Annotated in this window: 14 protein-coding genes; 10 read left to right on the forward strand and 4 right to left on the reverse strand. The window is 64.1% G+C overall.

Features of this window, described 5'->3' with window-relative positions:
• Positions 1-4: 4 nt before the first annotated feature.
• Both ACFHWW_RS13050 and ACFHWW_RS13055 read right to left on the reverse strand, forming a co-directional pair.
• Entirely contained in the window at positions 5-1,081 is a 1,077-nt protein-coding gene (locus ACFHWW_RS13050) for a TraB/GumN family protein (protein ID WP_379938572.1), read from the reverse strand.
• Between the two features lie 86 nt (positions 1,082-1,167).
• Positions 1,168-2,103, reverse strand: a complete 936-nt coding sequence (locus tag ACFHWW_RS13055; protein ID WP_164866960.1) for a tyrosine recombinase XerC — start codon at positions 2,101-2,103, stop codon at positions 1,168-1,170.
• Positions 2,104-2,280: 177 nt separating this feature from the next.
• Between ACFHWW_RS13055 and ACFHWW_RS13060 the strand changes: the two genes are divergently transcribed.
• Positions 2,281-3,204: a GNAT family N-acetyltransferase gene (locus ACFHWW_RS13060; protein ID WP_100672795.1), complete on the forward strand. Its 924-nt coding sequence runs from the start codon at positions 2,281-2,283 to the stop codon at positions 3,202-3,204.
• 9 nt (positions 3,205-3,213) lie between these two features.
• Complete coding sequence (locus ACFHWW_RS13065; protein ID WP_100672796.1) at positions 3,214-4,350, forward strand: AAA family ATPase; 1,137 nt, start codon at positions 3,214-3,216, stop codon at positions 4,348-4,350.
• 168 nt (positions 4,351-4,518) lie between these two features.
• On the opposite strand, the gene fsa is transcribed toward ACFHWW_RS13065, so the two are convergent.
• Entirely contained in the window at positions 4,519-5,172 is a 654-nt protein-coding gene (fsa, locus tag ACFHWW_RS13070) for a fructose-6-phosphate aldolase (RefSeq protein ID WP_003530290.1), read from the reverse strand.
• Between the two features lie 175 nt (positions 5,173-5,347).
• Between fsa and ACFHWW_RS13075 the strand changes: the two genes are divergently transcribed.
• The 7 genes from ACFHWW_RS13075 (at position 5,348) to ACFHWW_RS13105 (ending at position 13,369) form a co-directional block, all read left to right on the forward strand.
• Entirely contained in the window at positions 5,348-7,552 is a 2,205-nt protein-coding gene (locus ACFHWW_RS13075) for a primosomal protein N' (RefSeq protein WP_379938575.1), read from the forward strand.
• Positions 7,553-7,674: 122 nt separating this feature from the next.
• Positions 7,675-8,061 carry a hypothetical protein gene (locus ACFHWW_RS13080; protein WP_003530294.1) on the forward strand — a complete coding sequence of 129 codons (387 nt, stop codon included), beginning with the start codon at positions 7,675-7,677 and terminating at the stop codon, positions 8,059-8,061.
• Positions 8,062-8,299: 238 nt separating this feature from the next.
• Positions 8,300-8,866: a F0F1 ATP synthase subunit delta gene (locus ACFHWW_RS13085; protein WP_010970368.1), complete on the forward strand. Its 567-nt coding sequence runs from the start codon at positions 8,300-8,302 to the stop codon at positions 8,864-8,866.
• Positions 8,866-10,395 carry a F0F1 ATP synthase subunit alpha gene (atpA, locus tag ACFHWW_RS13090; protein WP_018097277.1) on the forward strand — a complete coding sequence of 510 codons (1,530 nt, stop codon included), beginning with the start codon at positions 8,866-8,868 and terminating at the stop codon, positions 10,393-10,395. The genes ACFHWW_RS13085 and atpA overlap by 1 nt, the downstream gene beginning before the upstream one ends.
• Positions 10,396-10,422: 27 nt before the next feature.
• A complete protein-coding gene (locus tag ACFHWW_RS13095) occupies positions 10,423-11,304 on the forward strand; it encodes a F0F1 ATP synthase subunit gamma (protein WP_018097276.1) in 882 nt (293 codons plus the stop codon).
• A gap of 24 nt (positions 11,305-11,328) precedes the next feature.
• Positions 11,329-12,843: a F0F1 ATP synthase subunit beta gene (gene atpD, locus ACFHWW_RS13100; protein ID WP_018097275.1), complete on the forward strand. Its 1,515-nt coding sequence runs from the start codon at positions 11,329-11,331 to the stop codon at positions 12,841-12,843.
• A gap of 121 nt (positions 12,844-12,964) precedes the next feature.
• The gene (locus ACFHWW_RS13105; protein WP_379938579.1) at positions 12,965-13,369 is read left to right on the forward strand and encodes a F0F1 ATP synthase subunit epsilon; all 405 of its coding nucleotides are present in this window, start codon (positions 12,965-12,967) and stop codon (positions 13,367-13,369) included.
• A gap of 358 nt (positions 13,370-13,727) precedes the next feature.
• Here the strand turns inward: ACFHWW_RS13105 and ACFHWW_RS13110 are convergent, their stop codons facing one another.
• A complete protein-coding gene (locus tag ACFHWW_RS13110) occupies positions 13,728-14,831 on the reverse strand; it encodes a saccharopine dehydrogenase family protein (protein ID WP_127710640.1) in 1,104 nt (367 codons plus the stop codon).
• A 124-nt stretch (positions 14,832-14,955) separates the two neighbouring features.
• Here ACFHWW_RS13110 and ACFHWW_RS13115 point away from each other — a divergent pair, with 124 nt between their 5' ends.
• Entirely contained in the window at positions 14,956-15,387 is a 432-nt protein-coding gene (locus ACFHWW_RS13115; RefSeq protein ID WP_033047599.1) for an Lrp/AsnC family transcriptional regulator, read from the forward strand.
• The last annotated feature ends 6 nt before the right edge of the window (positions 15,388-15,393 follow it).

Consider the following 15,393-nt stretch of genomic DNA (forward strand, 5'->3'; position numbering starts at 1 on the left):
CCGATCATTCCACCTGCGTCACAGTGAACCCCTGCTGACGCAGGAGTTCGACGAGGCCTTCCTTCCCGGGAAGGTGCAGCGCGCCCACGGCCATGAACACGCCGCCGCCCTTCAGGAGGGGCGCGGCGCGATCTGCCATGATCCTGTTGCGATCGATGATGATGCGCTGCTCGAACTCGGCATAGCCGGCGTCGTCGGATGAAATCCCGGCGGAGGCGAGTTTCATCATGGGCATGATCGTGCCCGTCTCGCCGGAGAGGTAGAGATCGGTGGTCGTCGTCATCACGTCGTCGATCGTCTTGCCGAGAGCAAGCGTTTCGATCAGTGCCTTGAGATGCATTTCGACCGGCAGCGAATCCATTGCCGAAAGCTGTTCGACCAGCGTTTCAAGACCCTTGAGCGTCTTGCCCTCCCTCAGAGCGTCCTCGGCGAGCTTCTTGTCGAGGAAGGAGGCACCGGCCGCCTTGCGCGAGAACTCGCAGGCCGGCAGGGCGACGAAGCTGGCAATCATCCACGGCTTCATCTTGGTGACGAGCGGCAGCGGGATGCCGCGCGCCCTGAGACCGCTTTCGAGTAGCGCGCGGTCCTCCGGCTTCAGGAAATCGTTGATCGTCTTGTCGCCGGTGAACATGGTCAGTTCCGGCTGCATCATGATCGCGGCGGTTGCCCTGTTCTGGTCGACGATCTCGTCGGACTCGACGATCACCGTCTCAGCCCTTGCGAAGGCCTCCGTCGCGCCGCCGGGCATCGCCAGCACGCGCGGATCGGTGACATGCATGGTGCCGAGCAGGAAGGAGGGCGCCTGACCGTGCCCTTCGATCTTCCAAAGCAGGCCCTTTCCGTTGGGCACCGCCGCCGCTTCCGCGCGCAGCGCCGCCAGGCGGGCCGGATCCGAGTGTTCGAGGCCCGTCAAGATGTTGCTGCCGGCGCAGTCCGTCTCTTCCGCCCGTGCCTCCGACACATGGAGCAGGGCGGCAACGAGGCTCGCTGCCGTCAGTAGATTGAGCAGTGCCGTCAGCCACAACAGGCCGTCGGCCGCCTTGGCCGCGAGATCGCGGACGGGTCTGGTGAAAGTGTTCATGGATGCCCCCGGCATTGACGGAACCCTACTCCCCCACGGTCACGGGTTCCTTAACACGCTTGGTTAACGGCCAAGGACGTCAGATTTTAGGCGCGCGGATGGGCGCGGTCGTAGATTTCCAGAAGCCGTGCCGAATCGACGCCGGTATAGACCTGCGTGGTCGACAGGCTGGCATGGCCGAGCAGTTCCTGGATGGTGCGGAGATCCCCTCCGCCCGCCAGAAGATGCGTCGCGAAAGAGTGGCGCAGCGCGTGCGGTGTCGCCGAATCCGGCAGGCCGAGTGCGGCGCGCAGCTTCTGCATCTCGCGCTGGATGATCGCCGGCTGGAGCTTCGCGCCGCGGGCGCCGCGGAAAATCGGCTCTCCGGGCTCGATATGGTAGGGGCAGAGCTTTCGATAGGTCTCGACCGCTTCGGCGGCGGCGGCGATCATCGGCACGATCCGTGTCTTGCCGCCCTTTCCGGTGACCCTGAGCGACGTCACCGGTCCTGAGAAATCGGCGGGGGTCAGGTCCAGCGCCTCCGCTATCCGCAGGCCGCAGCCATAGAGCAGGGTCAGCACTGCGGCATTGCGCGCCGCGATCCAGGGTTCCTCGGCCAGTTGCGCGTCCGCGGTGACGACCTTCAGGGCCTCCCGGTCGGTCAATGCCTTGGGGAGAGACTTCGGCTGCTTCGGGGACCGCACCGCCCCTGCACCCGCCGCATTGGCGAGCCCGTTTCTCTCGAGATAGCGCAGGAAAGAACGCAGACCTGCCAGGCCGCGGCCGAGCGTGCGCGCGCCGGCGCCTCCCTTGCGGCGCTGCGCCAGGAAGCCGCGCAGATCCGCGGGGCGAAGGGCGCGAATATCCGACAGCCGCGGCGGACCGGCGAGGTGCCCGGTCAGGAATGTCAGGAACTGCCGCGTGTCGCGTTCATAGGCGTCTACCGTCTTTTCGGACAACCGGCGTTCCTCGGCGAGGCTCGCAAGCCAGCGCCTTCGTTCCGCCATCACTTCGGGATGGCCTATGGCAAGAAGTTCGTTCATCATCGGGCCCGGCGGGTTCATCAGCGCGGTGCGCTCACTGATCCAGGCTCGGAGCATCGCATCGGGCGTGTTATGTTTTTGCTAACGTGCTGAAGTTTGCTGCTGCGGCCCCTTGGAATTTGTCATTGTTCGATCATATTGAACTGCAATGTTCGGCCAGCAACAGCGGATGGGACAATGTCGAGACGTGATTCGGCGAGCGCTCTGGCGCATTTTGCAGAGGCGGTTGCGCTGGTCTCGCAAGGGCGTCCCGGCCATATCGTCGATACGCTGATCGCGGAACGCGGCCAGAAGATCGTCTGCCATCCCCTGTGGCCCGTCATGCGGCCCTTTCTCTACACGCTGCTCAACTACCGCAAGGCGATCGAGTTCGCCAATGCCGTCGCCAATATGCCGGGTTTCCAGGCCTTCGAGCATCTGAGTTCGCTTCTCGCTCTCGAGATCCGCGCCGACAAGCCGGAGCGCATTCCCGAGAAGGGCGGGTTCCTGCTCGTCAGCAACCATCCGACGGGGATCGCCGACGGCATCGCCGTCTTCGATCTCCTGAAGAGCCGGCGGCCGGACATGATGTTCTTTGCGAACCGCGACGCGATCCGCGTCAATCCGCGCTTCGTGGAAATGGTCATTCCGGTCGAATGGCGCGAGGAATACAAGTCGAAGCTCAAGGCGCGCGAAACGCTGCAGGTGACGAACAGGGCCATCGAGGCGGGCAAGGCGACCGTGCTCTTCCCCTCCGGCCGCATCGCCTATTGGGCCGAGGGACGGCTCAACGAGCGCCCCTGGAAGAGCTCGGCGGTCGGCTTCGCGCGCAAATACGGCCTGCCGATCCTGCCGGTGCATATGAGCGCGCGCAATTCCGGCCTCTTCTACTGGTTTGCCAAATGGTCGACGGAACTGCGCGACATGACGGTGTTCCACGAACTCCTGAACAAGAAGGGCGACCGCTTCGACTTCCGGATCGGCAATCTCATTCCGGCGGATGCGCTCGACGGCGATCCGGTGGAGGTGACGCGTGCGCTGGAGCGTCATACGGTACACGCACTGGCTGCCGACAGCGATGCGGCGTTCGAGCTGTCTGCCAGGGCGGTTGTAGCGGGCTAAGCCGTCACCATGATGCTTCGCTCGATGTTCGCCGAGAACTACCGGTCGCTGCGCTCGATCCGAATGGATTTGGCCGGCGTCAATCTTTTCATCGGAGAGAACGGCGTCGGGAAGTCCAACCTCTATCGTGCCCTGCAGCTGGTTCAGGCTGCCGTGAGAGGCCATCTCGCCCGCGAGATTGCGGAAGAAGGCGGCATGGCGTCCGCCATCTGGAGCGGCCCGCAGCGCGTCGGCAAGCCGGCGCGTATTCGGCTGGACGCCGAACTGATCGACGAGGAGCGAGCGATCACCTTCCGCTACCGGATCGAGGCGGGTTTCCGCCCGCCAAAGGCGGCGGCGGGTTTCGCCTATGAGCCGCAGGTCAAGGAGGAGGAGCTCACGATCGAGACGGGCCGGCGTCCGGTTCCGGTGATGAAGCGCACCGGCCCCGGTATCTTCGTGCGCGGCGAGGGCGGCCGGATGGTGGACTATCCGGAGCAGGCGATGACCTCGGAGACGGCTATCGCGCTGCTCGGCGACGCCGGCCACTACCCTGAAATCGGCAGCTTCCGCCGGGCGGTCGACCAATGGCGGTTCTTTCACGGCTTTCGCACCGACCGCGAATCGCCGCTGCGGATGCCCTGCCTCGCCATCACCGCGCCATTGCTGGACGAAACCGGCGCCAACATGGCCGCCGTCTTCGCGACGCTCCGGCACACGAGGCAGGATACGGTCGATCTCGATCGCGCGGTTGCCGACGCCTTTGCAGGCGCCCGCCTGCAGGTGCCCGAACCCGGCCAGTTCGCCGAATTCTCGCTCGTCTTTCCGGACTTTCCGCACCGGGCATTTTCGCCGCGCGAGCTTTCGGACGGGCAGATGCGTTTTCTGGCACTTGCGGCGGCGCTGTTGTCCTATCGCCGTCCCCGGTTCATCGCGCTCAACGAGCCCGAGACGAGCCTTCATCCCGATATGCTGCCGGCACTGGCTGCCATGGTCGCCAGTGCCGCTGGGGAGAGCCAGATCTGGATCGTCACGCATTCCGAACGCCTGGCCGAGCTGGTCCGGCAGCAATGCGGCGTTCGCCCGCGGCGTGTAATTCGCAAGGACGGAGCCACCTGGATCGACGGCATGCGGCTTACCGGCGCGGTCGAAGAGGAGGACGAATAAGGGCTCTCTTATCTGGCCTGCCGGCCACCCTGCAGGCAAGGCAACATGACGGCCGCGTACTCGTCCCCTCGCCCGCCTGCAGAGCGACCTTTAGAAGACGGGCGAACTCGGAAAAAAGGCCCCGCATCACTGCGAGGCCCCTGGTCAGTTCCGTTCGACGCCGGAGGATCAGGCGATCTTCTGGCCGGTCTTGGCCCAGTCGGCGAGGAACATTTCGAGGCCCTTGTCGGTCAGCGGGTGCTTGACCAGGGCTTTCAGCGTTGCCGGCGGGGCGGTGACGACGTCGGCGCCGATGAGGGCGGCCTCCTTGACGTGGTTGACCGTGCGCACCGAGGCGGCGAGGATCTCCGTCTCGTAGCCGTAATTGTCGAAGATCTGGCGGATTTCGCGGATCAGGTCCATGCCGTCGACGGCGATATCGTCGAGGCGGCCGATGAACGGCGAGACGAAGGTCGCGCCGGCCTTGGCGGCGAGCAGCGCCTGGTTTGCCGAGAAGCACAGCGTCACATTGGTCTGGTGACCGTCCGAGGTCAGTGCCTTGCAAGCCTTGAGGCCGTCGAGCGTCAGCGGCAGCTTGATGCAGATATTGTCGGCGATCTTCGAAAGGGCGGCCGCTTCCTTCATCATCGCGCTGTATTCGGTCGCGGTCACTTCGGCCGAAACCGGACCTTCGACGATCGAGCAGATTTCCTTGGTAACCTCGACGATGTCGCGGCCCGCCTTCAGGATCAATGACGGATTTGTGGTGACGCCGTCGAGCAGGCCGAGATCGTTCAGTTCCCGGATGTCCTTCACATCGGCGGTATCAACGAAAAATTTCATCGGAGTCTTCCTTTGGCACTCAGCCGTTTCGGGCGCATCTCCACAGCAGGAAATTCCATGGCGGATATCGCGCGCGTTGAAACTCGGTTGGAACCGTGACAAACCCTGCTTTCCGCAAGGCAGCGGTTCGCTGCGAGTTTTCTTTAACTGAAAGCGGTGGCAAGGTCACGGCAAAATGACTCTTGATTCAACCGATTTATTCGGCCCCGTACTCGACCGCCGGGTGGTGCCCGTCCTGGTGCCCATGCCGGCGCCGAGGGCCTATTCCTACGCGGTGCCCGACGGCATGGCGGTCGAGCCGGGATCGATCGTCCAGGTGCCGCTCGGCCCCCGTTTCGTCGTCGGCGTCGTGTGGGACGGCGAAGACGACGGCGGCGTCGATCCGAAAAAGCTGAAGCAGATCGAGAAGGTCTTCGACTGCCCGCCGCTCGGCCCGGACATGCGCGCCTTTCTCGATTGGGTGGCGAGCTACACGCTGACGCCGCCGGGCCTCGTCGCCCGGATGGCACTCCGGGCGCCGGCCGCGTTCGATCCGGAGCCGATGGTGGAGGCCCTGCGTCTGACCGAGATTCGGCCGGAACGAATGACTGCGGCGCGCGAGCGCGTCCTCGCCACCGCGAGCGACGGGCTTTCCTGGACCCGCTCGGGGCTTGCCCACGCCGCGGGCGTCTCGTCCAGCGTCATCGACGGCCTGACGTCGCAGGGCGTGTTCGAGACCGTCTTCATGCCGCCGCCGCCGGTCGTCGCCGCGCCGGATCCGGCTTTCGCCGCGCCGCGCCTCGAAGGCCCGCAGAGACAGGCGGCTGCCGACCTGCTGGTCGCCGTCGAGGAGCGGAAATTCTCGGTATCGCTGATCGACGGCATCACCGGTTCCGGCAAGACGGAGGTCTATTTCGAGGCGATAGCGGCGACGTTGCGCGCCGGCAAGCAGGTCCTGATCCTGCTGCCGGAGATCGCGCTGACCGCAAGCTTCCTCGAACGCTTCCAGGAGCGCTTCGGCGCGAAGCCCGCGGAGTGGCATTCCGATCTCGCGCCGCGCACGCGGGAAAAGGTCTGGCGGCAGGTGACGACCGGCCAGGTGCGCGTCGTCGCCGGCGCCCGCTCGGCGCTGTTCCTGCCCTTCGAGGATCTCGGCCTCATCATCGTCGACGAGGAGCACGACCCCGCCTACAAGCAGGAGGACCGCGTTTTCTACAATGCGCGCGATATGGCCGTGGTGCGCGGGCGGATCGGCAATTTTCCGGTCGTGCTCGTCTCCGCCACGCCGTCGGTCGAGAGCCGGGTGAACGGCGAGGTGGGGCGTTACCGGCCGATCCATCTGCCCACCCGCTTCGGCGATGCGGCGCTCCCCGATCTCGGCATAGTCGACATGCGCCGTCATCCGCCGGAACGCGGCGGCTTTCTCTCGCCGGTGCTCGTGAACCAGATCGGCAAGACGATCGGCCGGCGCGAGCAGGCGCTCCTGTTCCTGAACCGGCGCGGCTATGCGCCGCTGACGCTCTGCCGCGTCTGCGGCCATCGCTTTCAGTGCCCGGACTGCTCGAGCTGGCTGGTCGAGCACCGTTTCCGCGGGCAGATCCAGTGCCATCATTGCGGCTATTCGGAGAGGACGCCGGAAGCCTGCCCGGAATGCGGCACGCTCGATCATCTCGTTGCCTGCGGCCCAGGGGTAGAGCGCATCGCCGAAGAGGTCGAGCGGCATTTCCCCGAAGCGCGCACCATTGTGCTCTCCTCCGACCTGATGGGCGTCAAGCGGCTGCGGCTGGAGCTCGAGGCGATCGCCCGCGGGGAGGCGGACATCGTCATCGGCACCCAACTCGTCGCCAAGGGGCACAACTTCCCGAACATGACGCTCGTCGGCATCGTCGATGCGGATCTGGGTCTTGCCAATGGCGACCCGCGCGCTGCGGAACGGACGTTCCAGCTCCTTTCCCAGGTGACGGGGCGTGCCGGCCGGACGGGCCTCAAGAGCCTCGGGCTTCTGCAGACGTATCAGCCGCAGCATCCGGTCATGCAGGCGATCGTGTCCGGCGATTCCGACGCTTTCTACGAACGCGAGATCCATGAGCGGGAAAGGGCGGTGCTGCCCCCTTTCGGCCGGCTCGCCTCGATCATCGTTTCGGCCGATACGCGCGGCGATGCCGAGGGCCACGCCCGCGGACTGCGCAATGCCGCGCCGCGCGTCGACGGCATCGCGATCCTCGGACCGGCGGAAGCGCCGCTCGCGCTCATCCGCGGCCGACATCGCTTCCGGCTTCTCGTCCACGGGCGGCGCAACAGCGACATGCAGTCCTTCGTCCGGGCGATGATCGCCGCCGGCCCCAAGGAGCGCGGATCGGTCAGCGTCCAGCTCGACATCGATCCGCAGAGTTTTTTGTGATCACTGTCGGATCTTCGTCCTTCGACCGATTCACATCCGGAAGGACATAGGCTAGACCTCTTTCACGCATCGCGTCGGCTCGGCGCGAGGCGGAGGGTCCACAGCAACGGGCGGGGACGGAGATGGAGTTCTACATACCGACGGAAACCGGGGAGCTGCTGGCTTTTTGTGCGGCCGCGCTCGCGGCGCTGATCGGGCTCGTCATGCTCTTTGCGCCGCGCCTGACCTTTCGTGCCGCCGGGATCGGCATCGCCGAGGGGCGGCGGGGAGGGCTGGCGGAGGCCCGCTCCACCATGGGCGGCATGCATCTGGGCCTGGGCCTCGGCGCCATCCTGCTTGCCCAGCCAATGGTCTACCTCGCCGTCGGCGCGGCTTTCGCACTCGCGGCGTTCGGTCGCATCCTGTCGATCATGAGCGACAACGGCGCGACCCTCTTCAACTGGCTCGCGCTCCTGGTCCAGGCGGCGCTCGCGATCCTGCCTCTTGCCTATGTTTTCGGGCTGATCTGATCGCCGACAAGGGCCTGCGACACTATTTACGGCAAAATTCGGCCGAAGCGGCCGGGTAATGCCGCATTCCTGCCGTTGGCGTGTTGCGAGTCCAAACATCCTATGCTAGACGAACCGCGAACTGCGGGGGAAGTGGGTCGACCGGCCTCGATATCCTGCGAGTTATTGCAGCAAATTCAAGATGTTAGGTCGACGGTTCGCCTGTCCTGGCATTCCTGGATGATTTTGAGAGAAGCTTGTGCCCGTGGCAGACACATCCCAGCTCATTTCCGGTGTTGCAGAAAGATATGCCTCCTCGCTTTTCGAGCTTGCCCTTGATGCCGGGTCGATCGAAGCAGTCGGCGCCGATCTGACGCGCATCCAGGCGCTGATCGACGGCAGCGACGATCTGAAGCGGCTGATCGTAAGCCCGGTCTTTTCCGCCGACGACCAGTTCAAGGCCATTTCCGCCCTCGTCGAGAAGTTCGGCTTCTCCGGGCTGGTCGGCAACTTCCTGAAGGTCGTCGCGCGCAATCGCCGCCTCTTCGTGCTGCCGGGCATCATCAAGGCGTTCCGTCTGCTCGCTGCCCGTCACAAGGGCGAAATCACCGCCGACGTCACGTCGGCACATGCGCTGACGCTGGCGCAGGAAATCGAATTGAAGGCGGCGCTGAAAGGCGTCACCGGCAAAGACGTGGCGGTAAACGTCACCGTCGACCCGTCTATTCTTGGAGGTCTGATCGTGAAGGTCGGGTCCCGCCAGATTGACACCTCCCTTCGCACCAAACTCTCTACCCTTAAGCTTGCACTGAAAGAGGTCGGCTGATGGATATCCGCGCCGCGGAAATTTCCGCAATTCTTAAAGATCAGATCAAAAATTTCGGCCAGGAAGCGGAAGTTTCCGAAGTCGGCCAGGTGCTTTCCGTCGGTGACGGTATCGCCCGCGTCTACGGCCTCGACAACGTCCAGGCAGGCGAGATGGTCGAATTCCCAGGCGGAATTCGCGGCATGGCGCTGAACCTCGAAGCCGACAATGTCGGTGTGGTTATCTTCGGCTCGGACCGGGACATCAAGGAAGGCGACACGGTCAAGCGGACCGGCGCCATCGTGGACGTTCCCGTAGGTCCGGAGCTGCTCGGCCGCGTCGTGGACGCGCTCGGCAACCCGATCGACGGCAAGGGCCCGATCAATGCCAAGCAGCGCGCCCGCGTCGACGTCAAGGCGCCCGGCATCATTCCGCGCAAGTCGGTCCATGAGCCGATGTCGACCGGCCTCAAGGCCATCGACGCCCTCATCCCGGTCGGCCGCGGCCAGCGCGAGCTCGTCATCGGCGACCGCCAGACCGGCAAGACCGCGATCATTCTCGATACGATCCTCAACCAGAAAGCCATTCACGACAATGGCCCGGAAGGGGATAAGCTCTATTGCGTCTACGTCGCTATCGGCCAGAAGCGCTCGACGGTCGCTCAGTTCGTCAAGGTGCTCGAAGAGCGCGGCGCGCTGCAGTATTCGATCATCGTCGCTGCAACGGCTTCCGATCCGGCGCCGATGCAGTATCTGGCTCCGTTCGCCGGCTGCGCGATGGGCGAATATTTCCGCGACAACGGCAAGCACGCCCTGATCGGCTATGACGACCTTTCCAAGCAGGCCGTCGCCTATCGTCAGATGTCTCTGCTGCTGCGCCGCCCGCCGGGCCGTGAAGCCTATCCGGGCGACGTCTTCTACCTGCATTCGCGCCTTCTGGAGCGCGCCGCCAAGCTCTCCGACGAGCGTGGCGCCGGCTCGCTGACGGCTCTGCCAGTCATCGAGACGCAGGGCAACGACGTGTCCGCGTTCATTCCGACCAACGTGATCTCGATCACCGACGGCCAGATCTTCCTCGAAACCGACCTGTTCTACCAGGGTATCCGTCCGGCCGTTAACGTCGGTCTGTCGGTTTCGCGCGTCGGCTCCTCCGCCCAGATCAAGGCGATGAAGCAGGTCGCCGGCTCGATCAAGGGCGAGCTCGCCCAGTACCGCGAAATGGCGGCCTTCGCACAGTTCGGCTCGGACCTCGATGCCGCGACGCAGCGTCTGCTCAACCGCGGTGCCCGCCTGACCGAACTTCTGAAGCAGCCGCAGTTCTCGCCGCTGAAGACGGAAGAGCAGGTCGCGGTCATCTTCGCCGGCGTCAACGGCTATCTCGACAAGCTGCCGGTCAGCGAGGTCGGCAAGTTCGAGCACGGCCTCCTTTCCTACCTCCGTTCGGAAGGCAAGGCCGTTCTGGATACCATCCGTACGGAAAAGGCTATCTCGGACGACACCAAGGCCAAGCTGAAGGGCGCAATCGACAGCTTCGCCAAATCCTTCGCCTGAGCGGACCTCAACTAGGACGGACAACGGATGCCTTCACTTAAGGATCTGAAGAACCGGATCGCCTCCGTCAAGGCGACGCAGAAGATCACCAAGGCGATGAAGATGGTCGCCGCGGCGAAGCTTCGGCGTGCGCAGGAGGCGGCCGAGGCCGCCCGGCCCTATTCGCAGCGCATGGCTGCCGTTCTCGCCAATATCGCCCAGGCGGTCGGCGCGGACGACAGCGCGCCGCGGCTGATGACGGGAACCGGCAAGGACGACACGCACCTGGTGATCGTCTGCACGGCCGAGCGCGGTCTTTGCGGCGGCTTCAACTCGCAGATCGCCCGCTTTGCCCGCGACCATGTGCGCAAGCTTCTGGCCCAGGGCAAGACGGTCAAGATCATCTGCGTCGGGAAGAAGGGCTTCGATATGCTTCGGCGCGACTTCGCGTCGCTGATCATCGACCGTGTCGACCTGCGCGAAGTCAAGAAGATCGGTTTCGAGAACGCGGACCGGATCGGCCACAAGGTCATCGAGCTCTTCGACAACGGCGAGTTCGACGTCTGCACCCTGTTCTATTCCGAGTTCAAGTCCGTCATTTCCCAGATCCCGACCGCCCAGCAGCTCATCCCGGCATCGGCCGGCGAAGTGGCCGCCGAAGGCGAAGGGGCATCGGCGATCTACGAATACGAGCCGGAAGCCGGCGCGATCCTCAGCGATCTCATCCCGCGCAATATCTCCGTGCAGATCTTCCGGGCCCTGCTCGAGAACGTCGCGGGTGAAATGGGCGCGAAGATGAGTGCCATGGACAATGCGACGCGCAACGCGGGTGAGATGATCGACAAGCTGACGCTCAGCTACAACCGTCAGCGGCAGGCGCAGATCACCAAGGAACTCATTGAAATCATCTCTGGCGCGGAAGCGCTCTAAGGTTACGAGAAGAGGGTAAGAATTATGGCTAAGGCAGCTACCCCGAAAGAAACCGCAGCGGCGAAGAAGCCGGCTGCTCCGAAGAAGGCAGCTTCCGCCAAGACAGTCGTTGCGGCTACGGGTGCTGTCGGCCGCGTGACGCAGGTCATCGGCGCCGTCGTCGACGTCGCATTCGAAGAAGGCCAGCTCCCGCAGATCCTGAACGCGCTGGAAACCGACAACAACGGCAACCGCCTCGTTCTCGAAGTCGCACAGCATCTCGGCGAAAACTCCGTCCGCACGATCGCCATGGACTCGACCGAAGGTCTCGTTCGCGGCCAGAAGGTCGCCGACACGGGCGGCCCGATCGCGGTTCCGGTCGGCAAGGAAACGCTCGGCCGCATCATGAACGTCATCGGCGAGCCGGTCGACGAAGCCGGTCCGCTGAAGACTTCCGCCCGCCGCGCCATCCACCAGGACGCTCCGGCCTATGTGGAACAGTCGACCGAAGCGCAGATTCTCGTCACCGGCATCAAGGTCGTCGACCTGCTCGCTCCCTATGCCAAGGGCGGCAAGATCGGCCTCTTCGGCGGCGCGGGCGTCGGCAAGACCGTTCTGATCATGGAACTGATCAACAACGTCGCCAAGGCGCACGGCGGTTACTCCGTCTTCGCAGGCGTCGGCGAGCGGACCCGCGAAGGCAACGACCTCTATCACGAAATGATCGAATCCGGCGTGAACAAGCACGGCGGCGGCGAAGGCTCCAAGGCCGCACTCGTCTACGGCCAGATGAACGAGCCGCCCGGCGCCCGCGCACGCGTCGCGCTGACCGGCCTGACGGTCGCCGAACAGTTCCGTGACGAAGGTCAGGACGTTCTCTTCTTCGTCGACAACATCTTCCGCTTCACCCAGGCGGGCTCGGAAGTGTCGGCTCTGCTCGGCCGTATTCCTTCGGCCGTGGGCTATCAGCCGACGCTTGCAACCGACATGGGCCAGATGCAGGAGCGCATCACCACCACGACCAAGGGCTCGATCACCTCGGTTCAGGCGATTTACGTTCCCGCCGACGACTTGACCGACCCGGCACCGGCAACCTCGTTCGCGCACCTCGATGCGACGACGGTTCTGTCGCGTTCGATCGCCGAAAAGGGCATTTATCCGGCCGTGGATCCGCTGGATTCGACCTCGCGCATGCTGGACCCGATGATCGTCGGCGAAGAGCATTACGAAGTGTCGCGCAAAGTGCAGTCGACCCTGCAGCGCTACAAGGCCCTGCAGGACATCATCGCGATCCTGGGCATGGACGAGCTTTCCGAAGAGGACAAGATCGCCGTCGCCCGCGCCCGCAAGATCGAGCGTTTCCTGTCGCAGCCGTTCTTCGTCGCCGAAGTCTTCACCGGCTCGCCGGGCAAGCTGGTTGCGCTCGAAGACACGATCAAGGGCTTCAAGGGCCTCGTCAACGGCGAGTACGACCACCTGCCGGAAGCTGCCTTCTACATGGTCGGTTCCATCGAGGAAGCCGTCGAGAAGGCCAAGAAGCTGGCTGCCGAAGCCGCCTGATCTGCATCAGGAACCGTGGCGCGGAGTTCCTTGCGCCACGGCTTTCATCCCGCCCGACAGTTGAGGCGGAGAACGTGCACAGCCCGCCGACCAGCGGCGCGCTCACCAGAAGTGAATGGTCATGGCCGAAAGTTTCAATTTTGAGCTTGTTTCCCCCGAGCGTCTGCTTGTTTCGGAGAAGGTGACCGAAGTCGTCATTCCGGCGACCGAGGGCGAGATGACCGTGATGGCCAATCACGCGCCGACCATGACGACCGTCAAGCCGGGCGTCGTGGCGGTGAAGACCGCCGCCGGCAAGACCGAACGCTACGCCGTCTTCGGCGGCTTTGCCGATATCCTGCCTTCCGGCTGCACGCTTTTGGCCGAATCTGCCGTCCATGTCGACGAACTGGACGGCACGGTTCTCGAAAACCGCATCGAAGCGGCACGCGCCGAACTCGAAGGCGCCGGTGACGAGAAGAAGACGCGTCTGGAACAATTCATCGCCGAACTCACGAAGCTCGGGGAGATCGTGATCCCGGCCTGAAAGGGACATCCCGATAAGGGATAATGCCTATCGAACCCCGCCTCGAGCGGGGTTTTTCGTCTCCGCGAGTTCGTTTCTCCCCGCAAGCGGCCGATAGAGCGTCTCAAGACAGCGGGTACTTTCCACCCGTTGCCGCCCCTCATCCCGCTGCCGCGACCTTCTCCCCGCAGGCGGGGAGAAGGGGCAAGCCGCGAGGGCCCAGCCCCATCCCGCCACTCGCTTCGAGGAAAGAGAACGGGCCGCCGCGTGTCTCTCGCCCCGCTTGCGGGGAGGATGAGGGGGGGCTGCAAGCAGAAGCGAAAATGCCCGGACGAGAGGTCCGGGCATTTCGGTAATCGACCTAGCCTCGGCCTCGGCCTCAGCTCGCGGCGCGTTCCGTCTCGTGCTTCTGGGCGTAGTAGTGGCCGAAGCGGTTGGCGAGGAAGGCGTCGAGCGCGATGTCTTCCTGGCGCACGAAGCCCTTGGTGGGGATCTTGCCCTGGGCGAGCATGTCGAGAACGGCGCAGATGCTGCCGGCGGTGGTGATCTGGATGCCGCTCTGCATGCGTCCTGCAACGACGCCGCTATAGACCTTGTTGGCGTAGGTCTCCTGCACCAGGCGACCTTCGCGGAAGCCCGAAACGGTGACGAAGATCACGACCACGTCCTGGGTGGTGGTAGGCAGGGCGTTTTCGAGGATGTCCTTCAGTACCTCGCGGCGATGACGCAGGCCGAGGTCGTTCAGGAGCGCCTTGAAGATCGCGGCATGGCCGGGATAACGGATCGTCTTGTAATTGAGCGTCCGGACCTTGCCCTTCAGCGTCTCGCAAAGCGTGCCGAGGCCGCCGGAGGTGTTGAAGGCCTCGTAGGTGACGCCGTCGAGCGAGAACTCCTCGCGCTCTTCCATGGCGGGAACTTCGATCAGCGAACCTTCGACGATTGCCTCGCAGGGCTCGATATATTCGTTGATGACGCCGTCGGTGCTCCAGGTGAGATTATAATTCAAAGCGTTCGACGGGTATTGCGGCAGGGCGCCGACGCGCATGCGCACGCTTTCGAGCGTATCGAAATGCCGGCTGAGATCGTTGGCGACGATCGAAATGAAGCCCGGTGCAAGGCCGCATTGCGGAATGAAGGCGGTGTCGGCCTCAGCTGCGATCGCCTTGACCTGGCGGGTGGATTCGACGTCTTCCGTCAGGTCGAGATAGTGGATTTTCGCCTCGGCTGCGGCTTCGGCGATCGCGACCGTCAGATGGAACGGCGCGGCGCTGAGCACGGCGAATTTTCCGGAGAGCAGGGCGACGAGCGCCTTTCTGTCGGCAATGTCGACGACTGCGGTCGAGACGGCGTCGTGCTTCTCGACCTGCTGCAACTGCTCGGCGCTGCGATCGGCGACGCAGACGCGGTAGTCGCCGCTATGTGCCAGCATGCGCGCGATGGTGGAGCCGATCTTGCCGGCACCGATGACGACGATGTCTTTCATTTTGTATCCCCGGGGTATGAGCCTCTTTCACCACCATTGTCTCGCGGCCGAATATTGATTTGAAGCGTCGATATGGCTAAATCGTCGGTCTGTATTCGGCGTTTTGCCGATCAAGGTCGACGATATGCATGTAACGGACAAGGATCGCGAACTCCTCGCCATACTGAGCGAGAACGCCCGCATGCCGACGGCGACGATCGCCCGCCGGCTCGGCCTGTCGCGCACCACGGTGCAGGCGCGCATCGAGCGGCTGGAGCGCGAGGGGGTGATCGCAGGCTATGGCGTGCGCCTCTCGGAAAACTACGAGAAAGGCCTCGTGCGAGCGCATGTTCTGATCACGATTGCACCGCGGGCGCTCGGTCGGGTCACGCCCGAGCTCGCCGCCATTCGCGAAATCCGCATGCTGCATTCCGTCAGCGGCAGCTTCGATCTGATCGCGGTCGTCGCTGCAGCTTCGATCAGCGAGCTGGACCTGTTGATCGACCGGATCGGCGAAATCGAGGGTGTCGAAAAGACCCTGTCCTCCATCATTCTCTCGACGCGCATCGATCGCTGATATGCA

Source organism: Sinorhizobium sp. P24N7, from assembly GCF_042436655.1.
GTDB classification, from domain to species: Bacteria; Pseudomonadota; Alphaproteobacteria; order Rhizobiales; family Rhizobiaceae; genus Sinorhizobium; species Sinorhizobium meliloti_A.

Coding starts and splice junctions, on each gene's coding strand:
- ACFHWW_RS13110 (WP_127710640.1), bottom strand. CDS start 14,831: ATGAAAGACATCGTCGTCATCGGTGCCGGCAAGATCGGCTCCACCATC.
- ACFHWW_RS13080 (WP_003530294.1), top strand. CDS start 7,675: ATGGAGTTCTACATACCGACGGAAACCGGGGAGCTGCTGGCTTTTTGT.
- ACFHWW_RS13075 (WP_379938575.1), top strand. CDS start 5,348: ATGACTCTTGATTCAACCGATTTATTCGGCCCCGTACTCGACCGCCGG.
- ACFHWW_RS13105 (WP_379938579.1), top strand. CDS start 12,965: ATGGCCGAAAGTTTCAATTTTGAGCTTGTTTCCCCCGAGCGTCTGCTT.
- ACFHWW_RS13050 (WP_379938572.1), bottom strand. CDS start 1,081: ATGAACACTTTCACCAGACCCGTCCGCGATCTCGCGGCCAAGGCGGCC.
- ACFHWW_RS13095 (WP_018097276.1), top strand. CDS start 10,423: ATGCCTTCACTTAAGGATCTGAAGAACCGGATCGCCTCCGTCAAGGCG.
- atpA (WP_018097277.1), top strand. CDS start 8,866: ATGGATATCCGCGCCGCGGAAATTTCCGCAATTCTTAAAGATCAGATC.
- ACFHWW_RS13115 (WP_033047599.1), top strand. CDS start 14,956: ATGCATGTAACGGACAAGGATCGCGAACTCCTCGCCATACTGAGCGAG.
- ACFHWW_RS13060 (WP_100672795.1), top strand. CDS start 2,281: ATGTCGAGACGTGATTCGGCGAGCGCTCTGGCGCATTTTGCAGAGGCG.
- ACFHWW_RS13065 (WP_100672796.1), top strand. CDS start 3,214: ATGATGCTTCGCTCGATGTTCGCCGAGAACTACCGGTCGCTGCGCTCG.
- ACFHWW_RS13055 (WP_164866960.1), bottom strand. CDS start 2,103: ATGAACGAACTTCTTGCCATAGGCCATCCCGAAGTGATGGCGGAACGA.
- atpD (WP_018097275.1), top strand. CDS start 11,329: ATGGCTAAGGCAGCTACCCCGAAAGAAACCGCAGCGGCGAAGAAGCCG.
- fsa (WP_003530290.1), bottom strand. CDS start 5,172: ATGAAATTTTTCGTTGATACCGCCGATGTGAAGGACATCCGGGAACTG.